At 71.2% G+C, this 16,360-nt stretch carries 17 protein-coding genes; 4 read left to right on the forward strand and 13 right to left on the reverse strand.

Annotation, left to right across the window (positions count from 1 at the left end):
- Window positions 1-25: 25 nt before the first annotated feature.
- Window positions 26-457 (forward strand): hypothetical protein, encoded by a 432-nt coding sequence (locus CP983_RS31225; protein WP_093745748.1) that lies wholly within the window; start codon window positions 26-28, stop codon window positions 455-457.
- 68 nt (window positions 458-525) lie between these two features.
- Here the strand turns inward: CP983_RS31225 and CP983_RS31230 are convergent, their stop codons facing one another.
- The 9 genes from CP983_RS31230 to CP983_RS31270 all read right to left on the reverse strand — a co-directional run bounded on the left by CP983_RS31230 (window position 526) and on the right by CP983_RS31270 (window position 9,814).
- Window positions 526-2,100 (reverse strand): DUF1996 domain-containing protein, encoded by a 1,575-nt coding sequence (locus tag CP983_RS31230; RefSeq protein WP_107906951.1) that lies wholly within the window; start codon window positions 2,098-2,100, stop codon window positions 526-528.
- Between the two features lie 202 nt (window positions 2,101-2,302).
- Complete coding sequence (locus tag CP983_RS31235; RefSeq protein WP_125526102.1) at window positions 2,303-2,956, reverse strand: LuxR C-terminal-related transcriptional regulator; 654 nt, start codon at window positions 2,954-2,956, stop codon at window positions 2,303-2,305.
- The gene (locus tag CP983_RS31240) at window positions 2,941-4,227 is read right to left on the reverse strand and encodes a sensor histidine kinase (protein WP_150503299.1); all 1,287 of its coding nucleotides are present in this window, start codon (window positions 4,225-4,227) and stop codon (window positions 2,941-2,943) included. Before CP983_RS31240 ends, CP983_RS31235 begins: the two co-directional genes overlap by 16 nt.
- Window positions 4,228-4,280: 53 nt before the next feature.
- Entirely contained in the window at window positions 4,281-5,303 is a 1,023-nt protein-coding gene (locus tag CP983_RS31245) for an SDR family oxidoreductase (RefSeq protein ID WP_150503301.1), read from the reverse strand.
- Window positions 5,304-5,387: 84 nt separating this feature from the next.
- The gene (locus tag CP983_RS31250) at window positions 5,388-5,972 is read right to left on the reverse strand and encodes a winged helix-turn-helix domain-containing protein (RefSeq protein ID WP_150503303.1); all 585 of its coding nucleotides are present in this window, start codon (window positions 5,970-5,972) and stop codon (window positions 5,388-5,390) included.
- Between the two features lie 291 nt (window positions 5,973-6,263).
- Complete coding sequence (locus CP983_RS31255; RefSeq protein WP_150503305.1) at window positions 6,264-7,184, reverse strand: DUF6891 domain-containing protein; 921 nt, start codon at window positions 7,182-7,184, stop codon at window positions 6,264-6,266.
- A 107-nt stretch (window positions 7,185-7,291) separates the two neighbouring features.
- Window positions 7,292-8,323, reverse strand: a complete 1,032-nt coding sequence (gene glnII / locus CP983_RS31260; RefSeq protein ID WP_125526107.1) for a glutamine synthetase — start codon at window positions 8,321-8,323, stop codon at window positions 7,292-7,294.
- 272 nt (window positions 8,324-8,595) lie between these two features.
- Window positions 8,596-9,330, reverse strand: coding sequence for an RlpA-like double-psi beta-barrel domain-containing protein (locus tag CP983_RS31265; RefSeq protein WP_150503307.1), 735 nt, complete (start codon window positions 9,328-9,330; stop codon window positions 8,596-8,598).
- Between the two features lie 118 nt (window positions 9,331-9,448).
- The gene (locus CP983_RS31270) at window positions 9,449-9,814 is read right to left on the reverse strand and encodes an arsenate reductase family protein (RefSeq protein WP_176577415.1); all 366 of its coding nucleotides are present in this window, start codon (window positions 9,812-9,814) and stop codon (window positions 9,449-9,451) included.
- Between the two features lie 281 nt (window positions 9,815-10,095).
- Between CP983_RS31270 and CP983_RS31275 the strand changes: the two genes are divergently transcribed.
- Window positions 10,096-10,422: a hypothetical protein gene (locus CP983_RS31275; protein WP_107906959.1), complete on the forward strand. Its 327-nt coding sequence runs from the start codon at window positions 10,096-10,098 to the stop codon at window positions 10,420-10,422.
- 161 nt (window positions 10,423-10,583) lie between these two features.
- On the opposite strand, the gene CP983_RS31280 is transcribed toward CP983_RS31275, so the two are convergent.
- The gene (locus CP983_RS31280; RefSeq protein ID WP_150503308.1) at window positions 10,584-11,774 is read right to left on the reverse strand and encodes a winged helix DNA-binding domain-containing protein; all 1,191 of its coding nucleotides are present in this window, start codon (window positions 11,772-11,774) and stop codon (window positions 10,584-10,586) included.
- A 338-nt stretch (window positions 11,775-12,112) separates the two neighbouring features.
- Here CP983_RS31280 and CP983_RS31285 point away from each other — a divergent pair, with 338 nt between their 5' ends.
- Window positions 12,113-13,462, forward strand: coding sequence for a DUF2252 domain-containing protein (locus CP983_RS31285; protein ID WP_150503310.1), 1,350 nt, complete (start codon window positions 12,113-12,115; stop codon window positions 13,460-13,462).
- A 7-nt stretch (window positions 13,463-13,469) separates the two neighbouring features.
- On the opposite strand, the gene CP983_RS31290 is transcribed toward CP983_RS31285, so the two are convergent.
- Window positions 13,470-14,198: an alpha/beta hydrolase gene (locus tag CP983_RS31290; RefSeq protein ID WP_189748620.1), complete on the reverse strand. Its 729-nt coding sequence runs from the start codon at window positions 14,196-14,198 to the stop codon at window positions 13,470-13,472.
- A 251-nt stretch (window positions 14,199-14,449) separates the two neighbouring features.
- Here CP983_RS31290 and CP983_RS31295 point away from each other — a divergent pair, with 251 nt between their 5' ends.
- A complete protein-coding gene (locus CP983_RS31295; RefSeq protein ID WP_126903979.1) occupies window positions 14,450-14,749 on the forward strand; it encodes a hypothetical protein in 300 nt (99 codons plus the stop codon).
- Window positions 14,750-14,790: 41 nt separating this feature from the next.
- On the opposite strand, the gene pspAB is transcribed toward CP983_RS31295, so the two are convergent.
- Both pspAB and htpX read right to left on the reverse strand, forming a co-directional pair.
- Window positions 14,791-15,375 carry a PspA-associated protein PspAB gene (gene pspAB, locus CP983_RS31300; protein ID WP_150503314.1) on the reverse strand — a complete coding sequence of 195 codons (585 nt, stop codon included), beginning with the start codon at window positions 15,373-15,375 and terminating at the stop codon, window positions 14,791-14,793.
- 1 nt (window position 15,376) lies between these two features.
- Window positions 15,377-16,294: a zinc metalloprotease HtpX gene (htpX, locus tag CP983_RS31305; protein WP_150503316.1), complete on the reverse strand. Its 918-nt coding sequence runs from the start codon at window positions 16,292-16,294 to the stop codon at window positions 15,377-15,379.
- Window positions 16,295-16,360: the final 66 nt, after the last annotated feature.

Raw genomic sequence — 16,360 nt, forward strand, 5'->3', positions numbered from 1 at the left:
CGTGCGGCATGGACCGGAGGAACAGATGACATTGACCCGACCGATGCTCGCGCTGACCGGCGCGGTGGCAGTGCTCGCGCTGGCCGGCTGTGGCGCCGGCGGCGACAAGGCGGCCGACATGCCCGAGACGGCGACCGGCAGCCTGGAGCATCTGGCATCGATGGCCAAGTGCGACCCGAACATGCAGACCGACGCCGACGAGATCCGCCAGGCCATCTGCAAGACCGGCAAGGACAAGTACATCCTCGCCACCTTCGCCACCGACCGCGGCCAGGCCGAATGGCTGAGCGGCGCGAAGGACTACGGCGGCTACTACCTCGTCGGCCGCAAATGGGTCGCCGTCGGCCAGGAGAAGACGGTCACCACGCTCCAGAGCAAGCTCGGCGGGACCATGGAGGAAGGCTCCGCGCACATGAACCCCGGCGGCAGCCACAACAGCGGCGGCCATCACAGCTGATCGCGAATCGAGCACAGCAGAAAGCCGGCGGTGGGAATTCCCACCGCCGGCTTCCTACTGGATGAGGACTACTGGCAGTCCTGCCCGCTGTTGATGCACTGGACCATCTCGTTCATCGTGTTCTCGTCGAAGAAGTTGATGAAGTCGTTGTGGTCGGTGATGGCCTTGTGCAGCTGGTCCGGGAAGGAGTCCACCGCGAAGGCGTTCTGGACCTGCCCGTTCTGGATCTGCGGCGCCTGGACGTCGTAGACCAGGCGGACCTGGAGCTGGGGGATCGCCTGGAAACCGTTGGCGCAGGTGCCGTCGCCCTGGACGAACGCCACGTGCGTACGGTGGTTGGCGCTGTCGATGTTCTGACCGTCCCAGCAGCTCTGGAAGTTCGACGTCCGCACCACGGAGCTGCCCTCGGGGCAGATCGGGAGCTTGTCGTGCAGCTGGACCTTGTCCTCGAAGCCGGTGCAGCTCCAGTTCGCGTTGGCGTTGTTGTTGCCGTTCACGAAGGACTTGGCGTCACCGGTGATGATGCGCAGGGCCTGCGGCATCGCGACGACATCGCTGTTCTTGTTGCCGACGAACTTCAGCTGGGCCTCGCTGGCCTGGACGATCGTGCCGACGTTGCCGTCCTGACCGCCACCGGGGGCGTTCGCGTCGATGTCGTTCTGACCGTCCTGCACACGCAGCACGGGCCAGAAGTACGACGACCGGTCACCCTGGTTCTGGCAGGTGGTGTCGCCGTTGGCCAGGTCCTGGTCGCTCGCGAAAGCGTTGTTGGCCTGGTTGCCGACGTAGTCGTGCTGGTGCTGCGCACCGTTGCTGACACCGGGAGCGACGATCACGTTGTCCGAGTTGCGATTCTCGTTCTCGTTGGTGCCGCAGCTCGTGGTGAAGCTGCCGGTCGAACCGCCGTCCCCGTTCGCGGGGAGGCCGTTCGCGCCGACGCCCAGCTGCGCGTTGCCCTGGACCTGCGTGATGTCGACGAAGTCGTCCGCCGACGGGCCGTTGCCGGCCTGACCGCCGTTGCCGCCCTGGTCCTGTCCGCCGCCGTCCTGGCCGCCCTGGTCCTGACCGCCGTTGTTCTGGCCGTCCTGGTTCTGGTCCTGACCGTCGTTGTTCTGGTCCTGACCGTCCTGGTTCTGGTCGCCGCCCTGCTGACCGTCGTTGGTCTGGGGCTGTTCGGCCGGGACGCCCTGGCACTGGGCGAGCTGGTCGAGGTTCTGCGGTCGCTTGCCGCCGGCCCGGTTGATGTTGATGCCGATCCGGTCGAGCGTGGCCACGCGCTTGGACTTCAGCGGGCTCAGGATGGCGTTGTTGACGTAGTTGGCGTCCCCCGCCTGGGCCTGCCGCGTCTCGGCGAGACGCTTGTAGGCATCCGTGACCTGCCTGTCCAGCAGCGCCAGCTCCTTGGCGACGCCCCTGCGTGCGCTCCGCGGCACCTTCGTCAGCTTCTGGCCGACATCAGGGCAGTTGATCGTCGCGACGCGGGCGTTCGTGGACTTCGTCCGGTTCCACCCGGAGTTGTCCTCGTGTGCCGAAGCATAGAAGTTGGCCCATACAAGCCCGCCCCCACCGAGCGCTAGGGCCGCCGATGCGGCTATGGCCTTGGTGGCCAGCGGCGTACGGCGTTTTCGAATGTTGCGTCCCATGGAACTCCTCTGACTTCCTTTTTCGGGGCATCGAGGCGCCCGACAGGAGTGAAGCGGCTCCCTTTCATACGGAGGGGGTCCCAGGGGTGTTCAGCCGCCACAGAAATTGTTGAGAGATTCGTGAGAACACTGTGTCCCCAACAACCCCTGAAATACCTGGAGTTGTTGATCCCGTACGGCGGGTGAATGGGCGGGTCCGGTTTTACCGGCCATGGTCGAGATATGCGAGAACCGCCAGCACGCGACGGTTGTCGTCGTCCGACACCTCCAGGCCCAGTTTGGCGAAGATGTTGGCGGTGTGCTTGGCGATGGCCCGTTCCGTGACGACGAGCCGCTCGGCGATCGCCGCGTTCGACCGCCCCTGCGCCATCAGCTCCAGCACCTCCGTCTCCCGGGGTGTGAGCCTCGCCAGCGGCTGGTCGTCGGCCGCGCGCCGGCTCAGCAGCTGCTGGATCACCTGCGGGTCCATCGCGGTGCCGCCCGCCGCGACCCGCCGTACGGCGTCCACGAACTGGTCCGCGTCGAACACCCGGTCCTTCAGCAGATACCCCACCCCGCCGCTGCCGTCGGCGAGCAACTCCCGCGCGTACAGCTGCTCCACGTGCTGCGACAGCACCAGCACCGGCAGCCCCGGCTTCCTGCGGCGGGCCTCCAGCGCGCACTGGAGGCCCTCGTCGGTGTGGGTCGGCGGCAGGCGTACGTCGACGACGGCGACGTCGGGCTCCAGCTCGGCCAGCGCCCGGGACAGCTCGGGCCCGGTCTCGACGGCCGCCGCGATCTCGAAGTCGTAGGCCTCCAGAAGCCGGACGAGCCCGTCGCGCAGCAGGAACAGGTCTTCGGCTAGGACAACGCGCAAGGAATCTCCATGGTGACCATGGTGGGGCCGCCCGCGGGCGAGCTGACGGCCAGGACGCCGTCGAATGTACCCAGTCGCCGCTCGACCCCGGCCAGCCCCGAGCCGGCCCCGATCACCGCACCGCCCTTGCCGTTGTCGGTGACGTTGATCCGCAGCATGCCGGCGCCCTCGTGCACGTGATGCAGGTCGATCCAGATCCGGTCGGCGCCCGCGTGCTTGACCGCGTTGGTGAGCACCTCGCTGACCGCGAAGTACGCCGCCGACTCCACGGGCGCCTCCGCACGCCCGGGCAGCTCCACGGTCACCTCGGTCGTCACCGGCAGCCGCAGCGCCAACGCCCGTACGGCGTCGCCCAGTCCGCGTTCGGCGAGGACGGGCGGGTGGATGCCGCGCACCAGGTCGCGCAGCTCCGAGAGCGCGTCGGCGGACGACCGGCGGGCCTGCGCGACGAGCTGCCTGGCCTTCTCCGGGTCCTTGTCGAGCAGCATCTCGATCGTCCCGAGGTCCATGCCCATCGCCACCAGCCGTGCCTGCGCCCCGTCGTGCAGATCCCGCTCGATACGGCGCAGCTCGGCGGCCGAGGTGTCGACGGCGTCCCGCCGGGTCTCCGTCAACACCCGCACGCGCTCGGCCAGTTCGCCCTGGTTGGAGCCGAGGACCGCCCGGGTGAGCCGGAAGTGGGCCTGGAGCAGGCTCGGGGTGTAGAAGTGCGCGAGGAAGAGCAGTCCGACGCCGAGAGCGGCGGCGCCGAACGCGGACGTCTGGTCGGTGACCGGCACGAAGCCGTACCAGTACGTGCCGCCCGCGTCCGTGAAGACCCGCCACAGGCCCGCCGCGATCGCGAACCCCTCCAGCGGGTAGAGCAGCAGCACGGCCGGCAGCAGCGCGGTGAAGAACCCCGCCGTCATGTCGACCGGCAGCCACAGCAGGTCCCGACGGGTCGCCGGGTCGGCCAGCATCCCGAAGGTGCGGGTCCACGGGTTGGCGTCCTTCGGCAGCGGCCGGTACGCGGGCGGGATCCGCACCCCACCCCACTCGGCCGCGAGGACCCGCCGCCAGTCGGCGAACGCCCGTACCCCCGTCAGCACCCACGGCGTCGTGACGATGCCGACGCCGATCGGTATCAGTGCGATGGAGACGAGGGAGAGGACGAGACAGAGGACGGATCCCGGCAGGGACACCAGCGCCAGCGCCAGCCCGCGCACCGCGGCGATCCCCATGCCCCGCGCCCTCGAACCCGTACCGGGGCCGCTCTTCGTGTCGTTGGTCATGCCGTTCAGTCTCGCCGAGCCGGCAGCGGTGGTCACTGGGCCGGGCCCCCGGCTCAGGGGGTGGTGCCAGGTACACCCTGAGCCGACGCCGCGAGCACCTTCGCCTCCACCTCCGGATCGAGGCCCTTGACAGCCCGCGCGGCTCCCGTGGGGACCGTACCGCCGATGTCCCCGAGCCAGGCCCAGGTGTCGGCGACGGTCTCGGTGACGGGACGGCAGCGCAGCCCCGTGGCGACGGCCCGGGACACATCGGCCGAGTGCAGGGCGTCATGCACGTCGCTGCCCGGCGGCACCCACGCGGGCAGCTGCGTCCACGGCTCGATGCCCGCGTCCAGGATCACCTCCGGGTCGGTCCAGCGCAGCTCGGCACTCCCGCCGACGGTGGCCACGCAGGCGTCGAGCAACTCGCCCATGGTGGCGTGCCCCTGCGGGCTCGTGAGGTTGTACGGCCCGCTCAACCCCTGTTCCACAGCGCCGAGGATCCACTCCGAGTGGTCGCGGATGTCGACGTACTGCAGGGGCAGGTCCCGCGGCCCCGGCGCCAGCACCGGACCGCCGCGCGCGATCCGGCCCAGCCACCAGGGCAGCCGCCCGACGTTCTCGTACGGTCCGAGCAGCAGCCCCGCCCGCACCAGCACGGAGCGGTCCACCCCGAACTCCTCGACCGCCGCCAGCTCGCCGCCCCGCTTGTCCCGCGCGTAGTCGGTCTGCTCCGCACCGGCCTCGGCGCCCTGGACGAGAGGCGCGTCCTCGCCGTATCCCGCGGCCGGAGCCCACTCGTACACCGAACGGCTCGACACGTACACATACCGCCCGGCGCGGTCCCGCAGCAGCCGCGCCGCGTCCCGCACGGCACGCGGCGCCGCCGACCAGGTGTCGACGACGGCGTCCCACTCGCCCTCGGCGAGGGCGGTGAGCCCGTCCGGCGAGGTGCGGTCACCGCGCAGGGACCGCACCCCGGCGGGGGACTCGTGCCGCCCCCGGTTGAAGACGGTGACGTCCCAGCCCCTTCCGAGGGCCGCCTCCACGACGGCCCGCCCCGCGAACTCCGTACCACCCAGCACCAGAAGTCTCATACCGCCGACTCTGCCCGGTGGCGGGGCGGGACGGAACAGGACTCTGCTGTCGGCAGACAGCCTTCGCGGGGGCGGGCCGGGGGATCAGCGCCCGGTCGGCGGGGCGTACTTGTATCCCACCCGGCGCACCGTGCGGATGGTGTCGCGGTGCTCGGCGCCCAGCTTGCGGCGCAGCCGGGCGATGTGGACGTCGACCGTACGGCCGTCTCCCACATGCCCGTAGCCCCACACCGTGGTGACCAGCTGGTCGCGGCTGTGCACCCGGTGGGGGTTGGCCACCAGATGGGCGAGGAGCTCGAACTCCAGGTAGGTGAGGTCGAGTTCACGCCCTTCGACGGCGGCGGTGCGCCGCACGGAGTCGATCCGGACGAGCGGCTCGGCGTCGGTGTCGACGGCCGCCGGGACCGGCGGCCGGTGGTCGGCCGGGACGAGCACCAGGTAGCCGATCATCGGCGGCTGCCCCGGCAGCGTGGGCAGGGAGTGCTGGGGAGCGGGCAGCCAGGTGGCGCCCGGCGGCAGCAGGTCCGCGACATCGATCCCCAAGCTCTCAACTACGTTCGAGCGGGGGAGACCCCAATCCTCGTCCCGGTCCACGGCACGCAGATGATGCCGTGGCGCGTTCGAGGCGGGGTTGAGCGGGGCGGTGGACAGAGAACGAGTGGTCGCCATGAGAGGTCAGCTCTTTCGCGCGAGAGGTCCGTCGTGGGGGAGGAACGTCGTTCGCGCTGGCCGAAGGCCGGGTGACGGCTTTAGAGGGCCCGCGCGTTCATCGCGCGGCAACACACCCGGTCGAAGTCGTGGTGCTGACGGGAAGGCCAGAAGGGCTCGAGGTCATGGCGACCTGTCGCGGAGTGCTTCTGGATGCTGGCCATGCCCCCATTGAAGCAGAAGCTGTCCACGGAAAGGACCCTTCTCTCACTGGTCGGACGCTTCCCTGACGCCGATCCGGTGTCGCGTGCCTCACCCCTGAAGCCGTCGGCGCCAGTCCAGCGGCGTCACGCCGATCGATGTGCCCGGCGACCCGTCCCACTGCGTGGACAGCCCCGCGGCGTCCAGCGCGGCGACGACCTCGTGCCCGATGCCCGCGGTAGTCTCCTCGGAGCCGTCGAAACCGCCGTAGTACAGGGCGAGCCCGTGCCCCTCGGCGGCGTGCTCGACGACCTGAGCGTGGAAGAACACGAACCCGCGCGCGTCCTCCCGCTCCGCGCCGATCTCCGCCATCCCGCAGCCCCGGCAGCAGGTGAAGTTCTCGCGGGCCGTGATGCCGCTGGCCTCCAGCGCCCGGAAGGCCGCGGTGAGTCGCTCCGGGTCGGTCACACCCTCCCACGCCGCCTGCTCGTCCAAGCGCTCCAGCCACAGCCGGTCGACCAACTCCCGGGCCTGCGCGTCGGAGACGGGCCGGCTGTCGCCGTCGACCAGATACTCCTCGGCGGCCTCGGCGAGCGCCGCCCGGTCGTCGTACCCGCACCGCAGCAGCACACGCACCCGGTGCTCCACCTCCGCGCGCACGGTGGGCGCAAGCTCGGGCACCTCCCGCGGCGGATCCATCTCGACCGGCGACCAGGCGAACCCGCTGTCCCAGCCGCCCCGCTGCCGGGCCCACCCCACCAGCGCGCCGGTCACCGCCGCTGCCTCCGGGACCGCCGCGGCGACGAAGCGCTCGCGGCTCTCGCGGTGCTCCAGTTGGTAGTCCCCGCCCCGCTCGTGCCACACCTGCGCGAACACGTCCGGCACGTCCGGTATCCGCTGCATCACCAGCCAGTGGTCGCCGCGCCCGCCGAGCCGGTGCACCAGGTCGCTCAGCTGCTCCTCGGACGGCCGGACGTACGTCTCGCCGTGCTCCGTCTGCACCTTGACGGCCAGACCCTCGTCGTTCTGCATGCCGTCCACGATGGCATCCGTCACTGACAACCGGGCCGACGTACGGCGAAGGGGCGCCCACCCGTCGGTGGACGCCCCTTCACGGAGCTGTGCGAGCCCTGCCGGGATCAGACCTGGCCGGCCTTCTCCAGCGCCGAGCAGCAGGTGTCGACGAGCAGCCGCGTCACGACGTACGGGTCGACGTTGGCGTTCGGGCGGCGGTCCTCGATGTAGCCCTTGCCGTCCTTCTCGACCTGCCACGGGATACGGACCGAGGCGCCGCGGTTGGAGACGCCGTAGGAGTACTCGTTCCACGGGGCGGTCTCGTGCAGGCCCGTCAGGCGGTCGTCGATGCCGGCGCCGTAGTTCTTGACGTGGTCGAGGGGCTTGGAGCCCTCGCCGAGCGACTCGCAGGCGGTGATGATGGCGTCGTAGCCCTCGCGCATCGCCTTGGTGGAGAAGTTGGTGTGCGCGCCGGCACCGTTCCAGTCGCCCTTCACCGGCTTCGGGTCCAGCGTCGCGGAGATGCCGAAGTCCTCGGCGGTGCGGTAGAGCAGCCAGCGGGCGACCCACATGTGGTCGGAGACCTCCAGCGGGGAGACCGGGCCGACCTGGAACTCCCACTGACCGGGCATGACCTCGGCGTTGATGCCGGAGATGGCGAGGCCCGCCTTGAGGCAGTTGTCGAGGTGGGCCTCGACGACGTCACGGCCGAAGATCTCGTCGGCGCCGACACCGCAGTAGTAGCCGCCCTGCGGGGCCGGGAAGCCGCCCTTGGGGAAGCCCAGCGGGTAACCGTCCTGGAAGAACGTGTACTCCTGCTCGATGCCGAAGATCGGCTCCTGCGCGGCGAACTTCTCGGCGACCTCGGCCAGCGCGGCACGGGTGTTGGACTCGTGCGGCGTCATGTCGATGTTGAGGACCTCGCACATGACGAGGACGTCGTCGCCGCCGCGGATCGGATCCGGGCAGGTGAAGACCGGCTTGAGGACACGGTCCGAGGCGTGGCCCTCGGCCTGGTTCGTGGAGGACCCGTCGAAGCCCCAGATCGGCAGCGCGTCCAGACCGGCGGGCGCGCCCGCGATGATCTTGGTCTTGGAGCGGAGCTTGGCCGTCGGCTCGGTGCCGTCGATCCAGATGTACTCAGCCTTGAAGGTCACGGGCCACATCCTTCGGGGGTGGGTCTAGGCGCACTTGCGGGTGCTGGCGGCGCTGCGGCACTGAGGCGCCGCGTTGATGCCCGCGAGCCTGTCAACAGGCGATTTCCCGGTCATTGCTCCAATGTGAACCCCGTGTTACCTGGTGTTCGTGTGGCGCGATTCACGTGGCGTGCGTGGCCTGTACAAATACGCGGGTGCACATACGCGGGCCCTGCCACTCGTGGCCGCGAGTGGCAGGGCCCATGACACGTACGAAGTCGACGCTCTCGGCGTCACCCCACCTTCTCGATCACCGCACGGCGGATGAGGAACTTGCCGGCCTCGCGCACCTGCTCGAAGGCCGCGTTGTTCAGCAGCACACAGCTGCCGGACACCGAGGTGACCTCAACCGTCGTGGACTTGTTGTTGTCCAGGTTGGTGACCTTCAGCTTGGTGCCGGCCGGGAACTGGTTGCTGGACGCGGCCGGAGCCCCGCCCTCGCCGGAGAGCGTGACGGTGGAGCCGTTGCAGACCTGCTGCCCGGCCGCGGCACCACCACCGGCGTTGCCCGCGTTCCCGGCGTTGCCCGCGTTCTGGTCGCCCCCGGCGTCACCGGCACCCGCATTTCCGGCACCCGCGTTACCGGCGTTCCCGGCACCCGCGTTCCCGGCGTCGCCCGCGGGGGCGCTCGGCTGTGCGGCCTGGGAGTCCTGAGCCGACTCCCCGGCAGCGCAACCGGACGCTTCCTGCTGGACCTTGATCTGCGCGATGACCGCCTCGCGGTTGGCGATCCGGGCCGCGGACTGGGCGTCGGGGTTGGCCTTCTGCCCGTCGATGAACTTCTGGTTGTTGCCGAGGGCGGTGGCGAGCCCCTGGCACACGGTCGAGTCCGCGGCCGACTTGACCGTCGGTGTCTGCGAGGCGTTCGAGGTGCTCGCCATGACGAAGGCACCGCCACCCGCCACCGTCGCCGCACTGACCAGCAGAGCGATCTTCTTCTTCGTGCCGAGAGTTCTCCTGCGCGACATGCGCGCCTCCTGAGCGGTAGGGGAGCGTACGTCGGTATGTACGAGATACCGAACGGAGTTACTCAGCGGTTACGAGAGTCTCTGAAGTAACCTGCGTCACATCGCGCCTGACGGAGGTTCAGCTCTTGCGGGACAGGGCGTCCTGGACGGCCTCGTCCGTGCGGCCGACGACGGCCGTACCGTCCTGCGCGGTGATGATCGGCCGCTGGATCAACTTCGGGTGCTCGGCGAGCGCCTTCACCCACCGGTCCCGCGAGGCCTCGTCCCGCGCCCAGTCCTTGACCCCGAGCTCCTTGGCGACGGCCTCCTGGGTGCGGGTGATGTCCCACGGCTCGAGTCCCAGCCGGTCCAGCACCTCGCGGATCTCGTCCTCGCTCGGGACGTCCTCCAGGTAACGGCGGACGGTGTAGTCGGCCCCCTCGGCGTCGAGCAGGGTGAGGGCGCTGCGGCACTTGGAACAGGCCGGATTGATCCAGATCTCCATACGGCCCACGGTATCCCGCACCCACTGCGGACCCGCCGTCGACCGGGGCTCCGACCCCCGCCTCGGCGCCCGCCTCCGGAAGGTCTCTGTTCGAATTCCCCGGTGCCCCTCGCGCATCCCCTTGATCCGGTGTGACACGGTGACAGTTTCATTGCTGACCTGGGGATTTCCTGGCCGTATCAGGTTCCTCGATTGTCAGTGGCGGGCACTAAACTGTAAGCAGTGTTCGAGAGTGTCGCCGGGGAACCCGGCCGGCGCTCGACCGCGACAGGAGGATGCCTGTGCCCGCTGCCGCACTGAAGCCGAAGCCGACCCGCAAGCCGTTGCCCACCCAGTCCACCGCCAAGCACCCGGTGCTGCTCGACCTGCCGTACGCGCCGGTGGAGAAGCGAGCGCTGCCGCCGGGGCGCCCGCGCGAGTGGTACGTCACCCACAACCGCCGTCTCAAGGCCATGCGCCTCGCGATAGCGCTCCTCGACTCGGGCGTCTACATGCCGAACCAGGCACGCAACGACACGATCAGGACCGCAGCGGAGACGATCGGCGTCCACCCGCCGTCGGACACGACCTGCCACATGGTCCGGGCGCTCATGAGGTACTCCAGGTAGGCCCGGACGCCGGGTGCGCCGCGTATCGGGGCGCGCCCGGTGTTCGCGCGGCGAAGGGGGCGGGGCGGACCCGGCGTTCGCGTGAGGACGGGGGCGGGGCGGACCCGCGGCGGGCTCGTCCACGGCCGCGCCCGCCGCACCGACCGTCGGAGGGGGGCCTGTCAGGCCGACAGCTCCTTCTCCACCGGAGTCCGGAACCGGGGCGTCACCCGGGCCGCCCCCATCCACCCCCGCAGCCGCTCGGCCTGCGCCGCGACCGCCGTCTCGGCCGCCTGCCGCTCCTCGCCGCCGAGGTCCGCGAGCAGCCGCCAGACGATCTCGCCGTCCCCGCGCTGGGCCCAGCCGCCCACGACACGGCCGTTCCACCACACCGTCGGGCCGACGTTGCCGCTCCCGTCGAACAGCGACGGCCGCAGCTCCGGCGCCAGGTACCAGTCGCGCTGCTGCCAGCCCATCGCCGTGGGGTCGAGCCCGGGCAGCAGCGCCGCCCACGGCTCCGCGGGGTCGTCCACCGGTCCGGCGTCGCCCTGGACGACGTACCCCGTCCCCTCGTCCACGGACACGGCCTGCGCCCCGATCGCCGAGAGCGCCCGGCGGACCTCCGTGACCTTCCACCCGGTCCACCACTTCAGGTCGGCCTCCGTCGCCGGCCCGCACACCGTGAGCCAGCGCCGCAGGAGTTCTGCCTGGGCGGCGGCCGCGTCCAGTTCGGGATGCTCGGGCGTGACGGCCCACCGGAACTGCGAGGACGTCCAGGAGCCCAGCGGCCGGCCGCGCACGACCTTGCCCTCGACGCCGAGCACCCGGAGCAGCCGCGTCGAGACGGTGTGCACGCCCTCGTAGCTCTTCCCGGCCGCGTACACGAACCGCTCGCGCAACCGCGGCTCGTCCTGGGCGAGTTCGGCCGCCGTGGCCTGTCCGCGCCGGGCGAGCGCGGTGAGCGCCGACTCCTCGACCTCCGCCAGCCAGGCCGCGTCCGGCGCCCCGGCCTTCGCCATGCTCTTGATCAGCGAGGCACGTTCCCGGGCGGCGACCGCGAGGCCCGTGGAGGCGTGCACCACGGCGGTCAGCTCCGTGGGGAAGACGAACACGGTGTGCCGCATGCCGTGCATCCGGACCAGCGTCCGGTCCTCGTACAGCGCACGCTCGGTGTCGGCGACGGTCTTCGCGGGGTCGGCCAGTCGCGCGCCGACGGCCAGGTACACGGTCGCCGGATCGGTGCCGTGCAGCGCGACCAGCGAGTCGGCGACCCCGGCCGGGTCCTGCGCCAGTGTGGCGCCGGTCAGCCGGTGCCGCAGCCCCAGCCGGGCCCGTCGCTCCGCCGTGCCGATGTACCGCACCCCGTCACCCATCCCGGCCTCCACCCGTCACACCATCGCTCCGCCGCGGCGCCGGACGGTCACGCCGCCGAGTCCGCACACCACTGCCCGCATCCTCCCGGACACCACTGACAGCGTGCGCTTTTCCTGCCGTGGCAGCGCCCCGTGCCCGCTCCCCGCACGCCCCCCGCTCACCCTCCGCCATCACCCGAAACGCCTCCCCGACGTGCGCGGACGCGTCGCGCCGCTTTCACTGCGATCAGGAGGTGGCGGACCTCCCCCAACGGGCTGCGGGCAGTGGGAGGTGCGATGGGCAGGTTCGGCGGGCGACAGCCGCGGTGCACGTCGGTCCGACACGGGGCCCTCGTCCGATGACCAGCCCGACCACCCCCGCCGACCGGTTCCTGCGCGGCAAGGCCGCCCGCAAGCGCGCCCCGCGTTCCGCGCACGCCGCCTGGATCCCGTCCGTCGACCGCCCCGACCCGGTCGTCGTACTGGAACGCCAGGGCCGCGACCGGCTGCCCGAGCTGCTGCCGATCCGCTACGGGCGGATGGCGGCGTCCCCGTTCGCCTTCCTGCGCGGCGCCGCCGCCGTGATGGCCGCCGACCTCGCCGCCGCCCCGAACTCCGGCCTCACCGTGCAGCTGTGCGGCGACGCCCACCTGCTCAACTTCGGCCTGTACGCCTCCCCGGAACGCACGCTGCTCTTCGACCTCAGCGACTTCGACGAGACGTACCCCGGCCCGTTCGAGTGGGACGTCAAACGGCTCGCCACCTCCGTCGCCGTGGCCGCCCGCGAGAACGGCCACCCGGATCCCGCGGTCGCCCGCGCGGCCCGCGAGTCGGCCGCCGCGTACCGCACCGCGATACGCCGGCTGGCCAGGCGCGGCGAGCTCGACGTCTGGTACACCCGCATCGAGGCCGAGCAGCTGCTGCCCCTGCTCCGCACCGGCCGACGGCACCACCGCGTCGAGGCCAGCCTCGGCCGCGCACGCCGCCGCACCAGCCTGCGCGCCTTCGGCAAGCTGACCGAGACCGTCGACGGGCACCGGCGCATCATCCACGACCCGCCGCTCCTGGAACGCGCGGGCACCTCCGACATGGCCGGCCTGCGCAAGACCTTCAGCGACTACCGCTCGACCCTCTCCGAGGAGCGCCGCCTGCTCCTGGACCGCTACCGCTTCGCCGACGCCGCCCGCAAGGTCGTCGGCGTCGGCAGCGTCGGCCTGCGCTGCTTCATCGTGCTGCTCGTCGGACGCGACGCCGGCGACCCCCTGTTCCTCCAGATCAAGGAGGCCCGGCAGTCCGTACTGGAGGAACATCTGCCGAGCGGGCCGTACGTCCATCCCGGTCACCGTGTCGTCGCCGGGCAGCGGCTGTTGCAGGCCGCGGGCGACATCTTCCTGGGCTGGATGTCGGGGCCGCAGGGGCGCGCGTTCTACTGGCGCCAGCTGCGCGACATGAAGGGCACGGCGGACGTGGCCTCGATGGGCCCGGCCGACCTGTGCACCTACGCCCGCCTGTGCGGCACCGCCCTCGCGCGGGCCCACGCCCGCTCCGGCGACCGCATCGCCATCGCCGGCTACCTCGGCGGCGCCGACACCTTCGACCGCGCGGTGGCCGACTTCGCGCTGGCCTACGCCGACCAGACCACCAACGACCACACGGCTCTGGGCGCGGCGGTGGAGGCGGGCGTGGTGCGGGCCGTACCCGGCGCCTGACCGGCGCTCAGCGGTCGCCGTCGGTGGCCAGTACGGCCTTGACGAACTCCCGCCGGTCCTCGGGGTGTTCCTCGAACCACATCCCCAGCATGTGCTCGGCGCCGGGCACGTCGAACCGCGTGAACCGCGCCTTGGCGGCCAGGGCGTCCTGCACCGCCGCCGTCACCTCCGGCGGGATGATCGCGTCCGTCCCCGGCACCGCCAGCACCGCACGCCCCTCGTAGGCGCGCAGCACGTCCAGCGCGGGCGTCCCGCGCCAGCCGTCCGGCCTGCGGATGATCTCGCTGAACCGCCCGTCCCCCTCGCCGAAGGGCACGTCCCACGCCTCCTCGGCGTACACGGCCGGCGCGCACAGGCCCACCGCCGTCACCCGCTCCCCGTAGTGCCCGACGAGATCCGTCACTGTCTGTCCGCTCATGCTGAACCCGACGACGATCAGCGGGCCGTCCGCCGGCACCCGCGCGTCGATGACCGCGACCGCCTGTTCGAAGCGCCGGCGCAGGCTCAACTCCCGCAGTTCGCCGCTGCTTTCACCGTGCCCGGAGAAGTCGAAGGCCAGTCCGTGGCAGCCCCGGGACACGAACTCCGCGAGCATCGGGAGCAGCCGTTCCTTGCTGCCGATGCCCGCGCCGTGCAGCAGAACGGCCGTGGCCGCGGGGCCGTCGGCGGCACTGCCGTGGACCCCGCTGAGGAGTTCGCCGTCATGGGCGTGGGTGAAGGAGGAGAGCTCGGTCATGCGCTCCATTCATTCACACCGGACACCGGCCGAACTCCCGCCCCCGGAAAAGGAGATGCACACGCAGTGACGGGATCCCTACCCTGGACATGCGTAACGGAGCAGTTCACGCCGCTTCCCGCAGGGAAGGCGTCACCCTGCGGACCCGGGGCTACTCTCTACGCACCGACGGACGGCCGCCCGTCCCCCAGCGCCCCGTCGGAGACATTCACGCACCGCTCAGTACCGACCCACGCCCACGGAGGCCCGTGATGGGCACCATCGTCATGTCCGGGACTGTCGTCCTGGTGATCCTAGGATTCGGAAACCACGTCTACTGGCTGGCCGCGGTCGCCGTGCTCTTCCTCTACCTCCAGTACGGCCGGAGCCCCTCCGCGCCGACCGGCAGGCCCGGGGGAGGGCCCGGCGGAGGATCCTCGTCCGGAGGCGCCATGCCCGCGGACTACCGCTCCTACCGCGACCGCCGCGACATGCAGGCCAAGTGGGAGCGCCGCTACCGCCGCGAGCGCCCCCTTGAGTCCCGTCGTCAGGAGCGCGAGAAGAGCAAGTGAGACCACCTGTGGTGGTGACCCGAGGTTGAGGGTGCCCCCGGTCACAGGCCGGGGGCACCCCACACCGGGAACCAGCGGTTCAGGTCCTGCTCGATCCGCAGGTCGCCCGCGAGGGCGGCCTTCACCCGCAGCTCCAACGGGTTGTCGCGCCGCTCGGCCGCGCCGGGAAGCGGCGCGAAGGGATAGAAGGTGCCGCGCTTGTAGAGATAGACGAGCGCGAGCCGCTGGTCCCTGTCGTCCTCGAATCCCACCAGCGAGCACAGCAGCTGCGGGCCGAAGCCGTTGACCTCCATCGCGCTGTTCACCGCATGCAGGTCGTTGACCAGGTCCGGGAGCTGATCGGGCGCGCGCCGGGAGACCAGCCACGAGTAGCCGTAGTCGTCCCGGGCGAGCTGCACCGGCCGGCCGTCGCGCTCGGCGTCCGCGTCGAGCAGCGCCTGGACCTCGCGGTGCGTCTGGTCGAAGGCGGCACCCTCGACCGTGGCGAAGCACACCGCCCCGCTGCCGGTCGGCCGGAACCCGGCCGCCGCCTCCAGCGTCACCGCCGCCGAGGGCAGCGCGAACAGCCGGTCGAGATCGGGCGCGACCGGTTTCGTACGGCCGAGCAGGATGTCGAGCAGCCCCATCTCACGCCCCTTCGGGAGTCGCCGCCTCGCCCAGCTCGGCGGAGATCCGCCCCAGCTGTTCGAGTCGCTGCTCCAGCCTCGGGTGGGTGGAGAAGAGCTGGGCGATACCGGGGTCACGGCCCAGCGCCGGGGTGAAGTAGAAGGCGTTGAAGGCCTGCGCGGTCCGCAGGTCCTTCGTCGGGATCCGGGCGATGTCGCCGGAGACCTTGGTCAGCGCGGACGCCAGGGCCGAGGGACGCCCGGTGAGCAGGGCCGCGGCCCGGTCGGCGGCGAGCTCGCGGTACCGGGACAGGGCCCGGATCAGCAGGAAGCTGATCGCGTAGACGGCCGCGGACACCCCGAGCACCATGGCGAAGATCGCGGCGGTGTTCTGGTCCCGGCGTCCGCCGCCGAACAGCTGGCTGTAGAAGGCGAACCGCACGATCAGCCCCGCGATCACCCCGAGGAACGAGGCGACGGTGATGACGGCGACGTCCTTGTGCGCCACGTGCGACAGCTCGTGCGCGAGCACACCCTCCAGCTCGTCCGGCTCCAGCCGCCGCAGCAGTCCCGTGGTCACACAGATCACGGCGTGATCGGCGTTGCGCCCGGTCGCGAACGCGTTCGGCATGTCCATCTCCGACACGGCGACGACGGGCTTCGGCATGTCCGCGATGGCACACAGCCGGTCTACGACCCCGTGCAGCGCGGGATACTCCTCCCGCTCCACGACCCGCCCGTGCATCCCGAACAGCGCGACCCGGTCGGAGAACCAGTACTGGGCACCCAGCAGACCGGCCGCCACGACCACCACGAGCACCCAGGACTTCAGCAGCACGACCAGCGCGGCCACGAAACCCACGTACAACAACCCGAGCAGAAACAGCGTGACGCCCATACGAGCGGTCAACTGCCGATCACTCCGGAAGCGGCTCTGCATCTTGCACCACCCCGCACTCAGGCACTCGTCCCACTGCCAGTGTGCCTCCGCCCCACCCCATGAAGC

This window comes from Streptomyces chartreusis (genome assembly GCF_008704715.1).
Taxonomy (GTDB): Bacteria; Actinomycetota; Actinomycetes; order Streptomycetales; family Streptomycetaceae; genus Streptomyces; species Streptomyces chartreusis.

Coding starts and splice junctions, on each gene's coding strand:
- CP983_RS31225 (WP_093745748.1), top strand. CDS start 26: ATGACATTGACCCGACCGATGCTCGCGCTGACCGGCGCGGTGGCAGTG.
- CP983_RS31230 (WP_107906951.1), bottom strand. CDS start 2,100: ATGGGACGCAACATTCGAAAACGCCGTACGCCGCTGGCCACCAAGGCC.
- CP983_RS31240 (WP_150503299.1), bottom strand. CDS start 4,227: ATGACCAACGACACGAAGAGCGGCCCCGGTACGGGTTCGAGGGCGCGG.
- CP983_RS31245 (WP_150503301.1), bottom strand. CDS start 5,303: ATGAGACTTCTGGTGCTGGGTGGTACGGAGTTCGCGGGGCGGGCCGTC.
- CP983_RS31250 (WP_150503303.1), bottom strand. CDS start 5,972: ATGGCGACCACTCGTTCTCTGTCCACCGCCCCGCTCAACCCCGCCTCG.
- CP983_RS31255 (WP_150503305.1), bottom strand. CDS start 7,184: ATGCAGAACGACGAGGGTCTGGCCGTCAAGGTGCAGACGGAGCACGGC.
- CP983_RS31265 (WP_150503307.1), bottom strand. CDS start 9,330: ATGTCGCGCAGGAGAACTCTCGGCACGAAGAAGAAGATCGCTCTGCTG.
- CP983_RS31270 (WP_176577415.1), bottom strand. CDS start 9,814: ATGGAGATCTGGATCAATCCGGCCTGTTCCAAGTGCCGCAGCGCCCTC.
- CP983_RS31280 (WP_150503308.1), bottom strand. CDS start 11,774: ATGGGTGACGGGGTGCGGTACATCGGCACGGCGGAGCGACGGGCCCGG.
- CP983_RS31285 (WP_150503310.1), top strand. CDS start 12,113: ATGACCAGCCCGACCACCCCCGCCGACCGGTTCCTGCGCGGCAAGGCC.
- CP983_RS31290 (WP_189748620.1), bottom strand. CDS start 14,198: ATGACCGAGCTCTCCTCCTTCACCCACGCCCATGACGGCGAACTCCTC.
- CP983_RS31295 (WP_126903979.1), top strand. CDS start 14,450: ATGGGCACCATCGTCATGTCCGGGACTGTCGTCCTGGTGATCCTAGGA.
- pspAB (WP_150503314.1), bottom strand. CDS start 15,375: ATGGGGCTGCTCGACATCCTGCTCGGCCGTACGAAACCGGTCGCGCCC.
- htpX (WP_150503316.1), bottom strand. CDS start 16,294: ATGCAGAGCCGCTTCCGGAGTGATCGGCAGTTGACCGCTCGTATGGGC.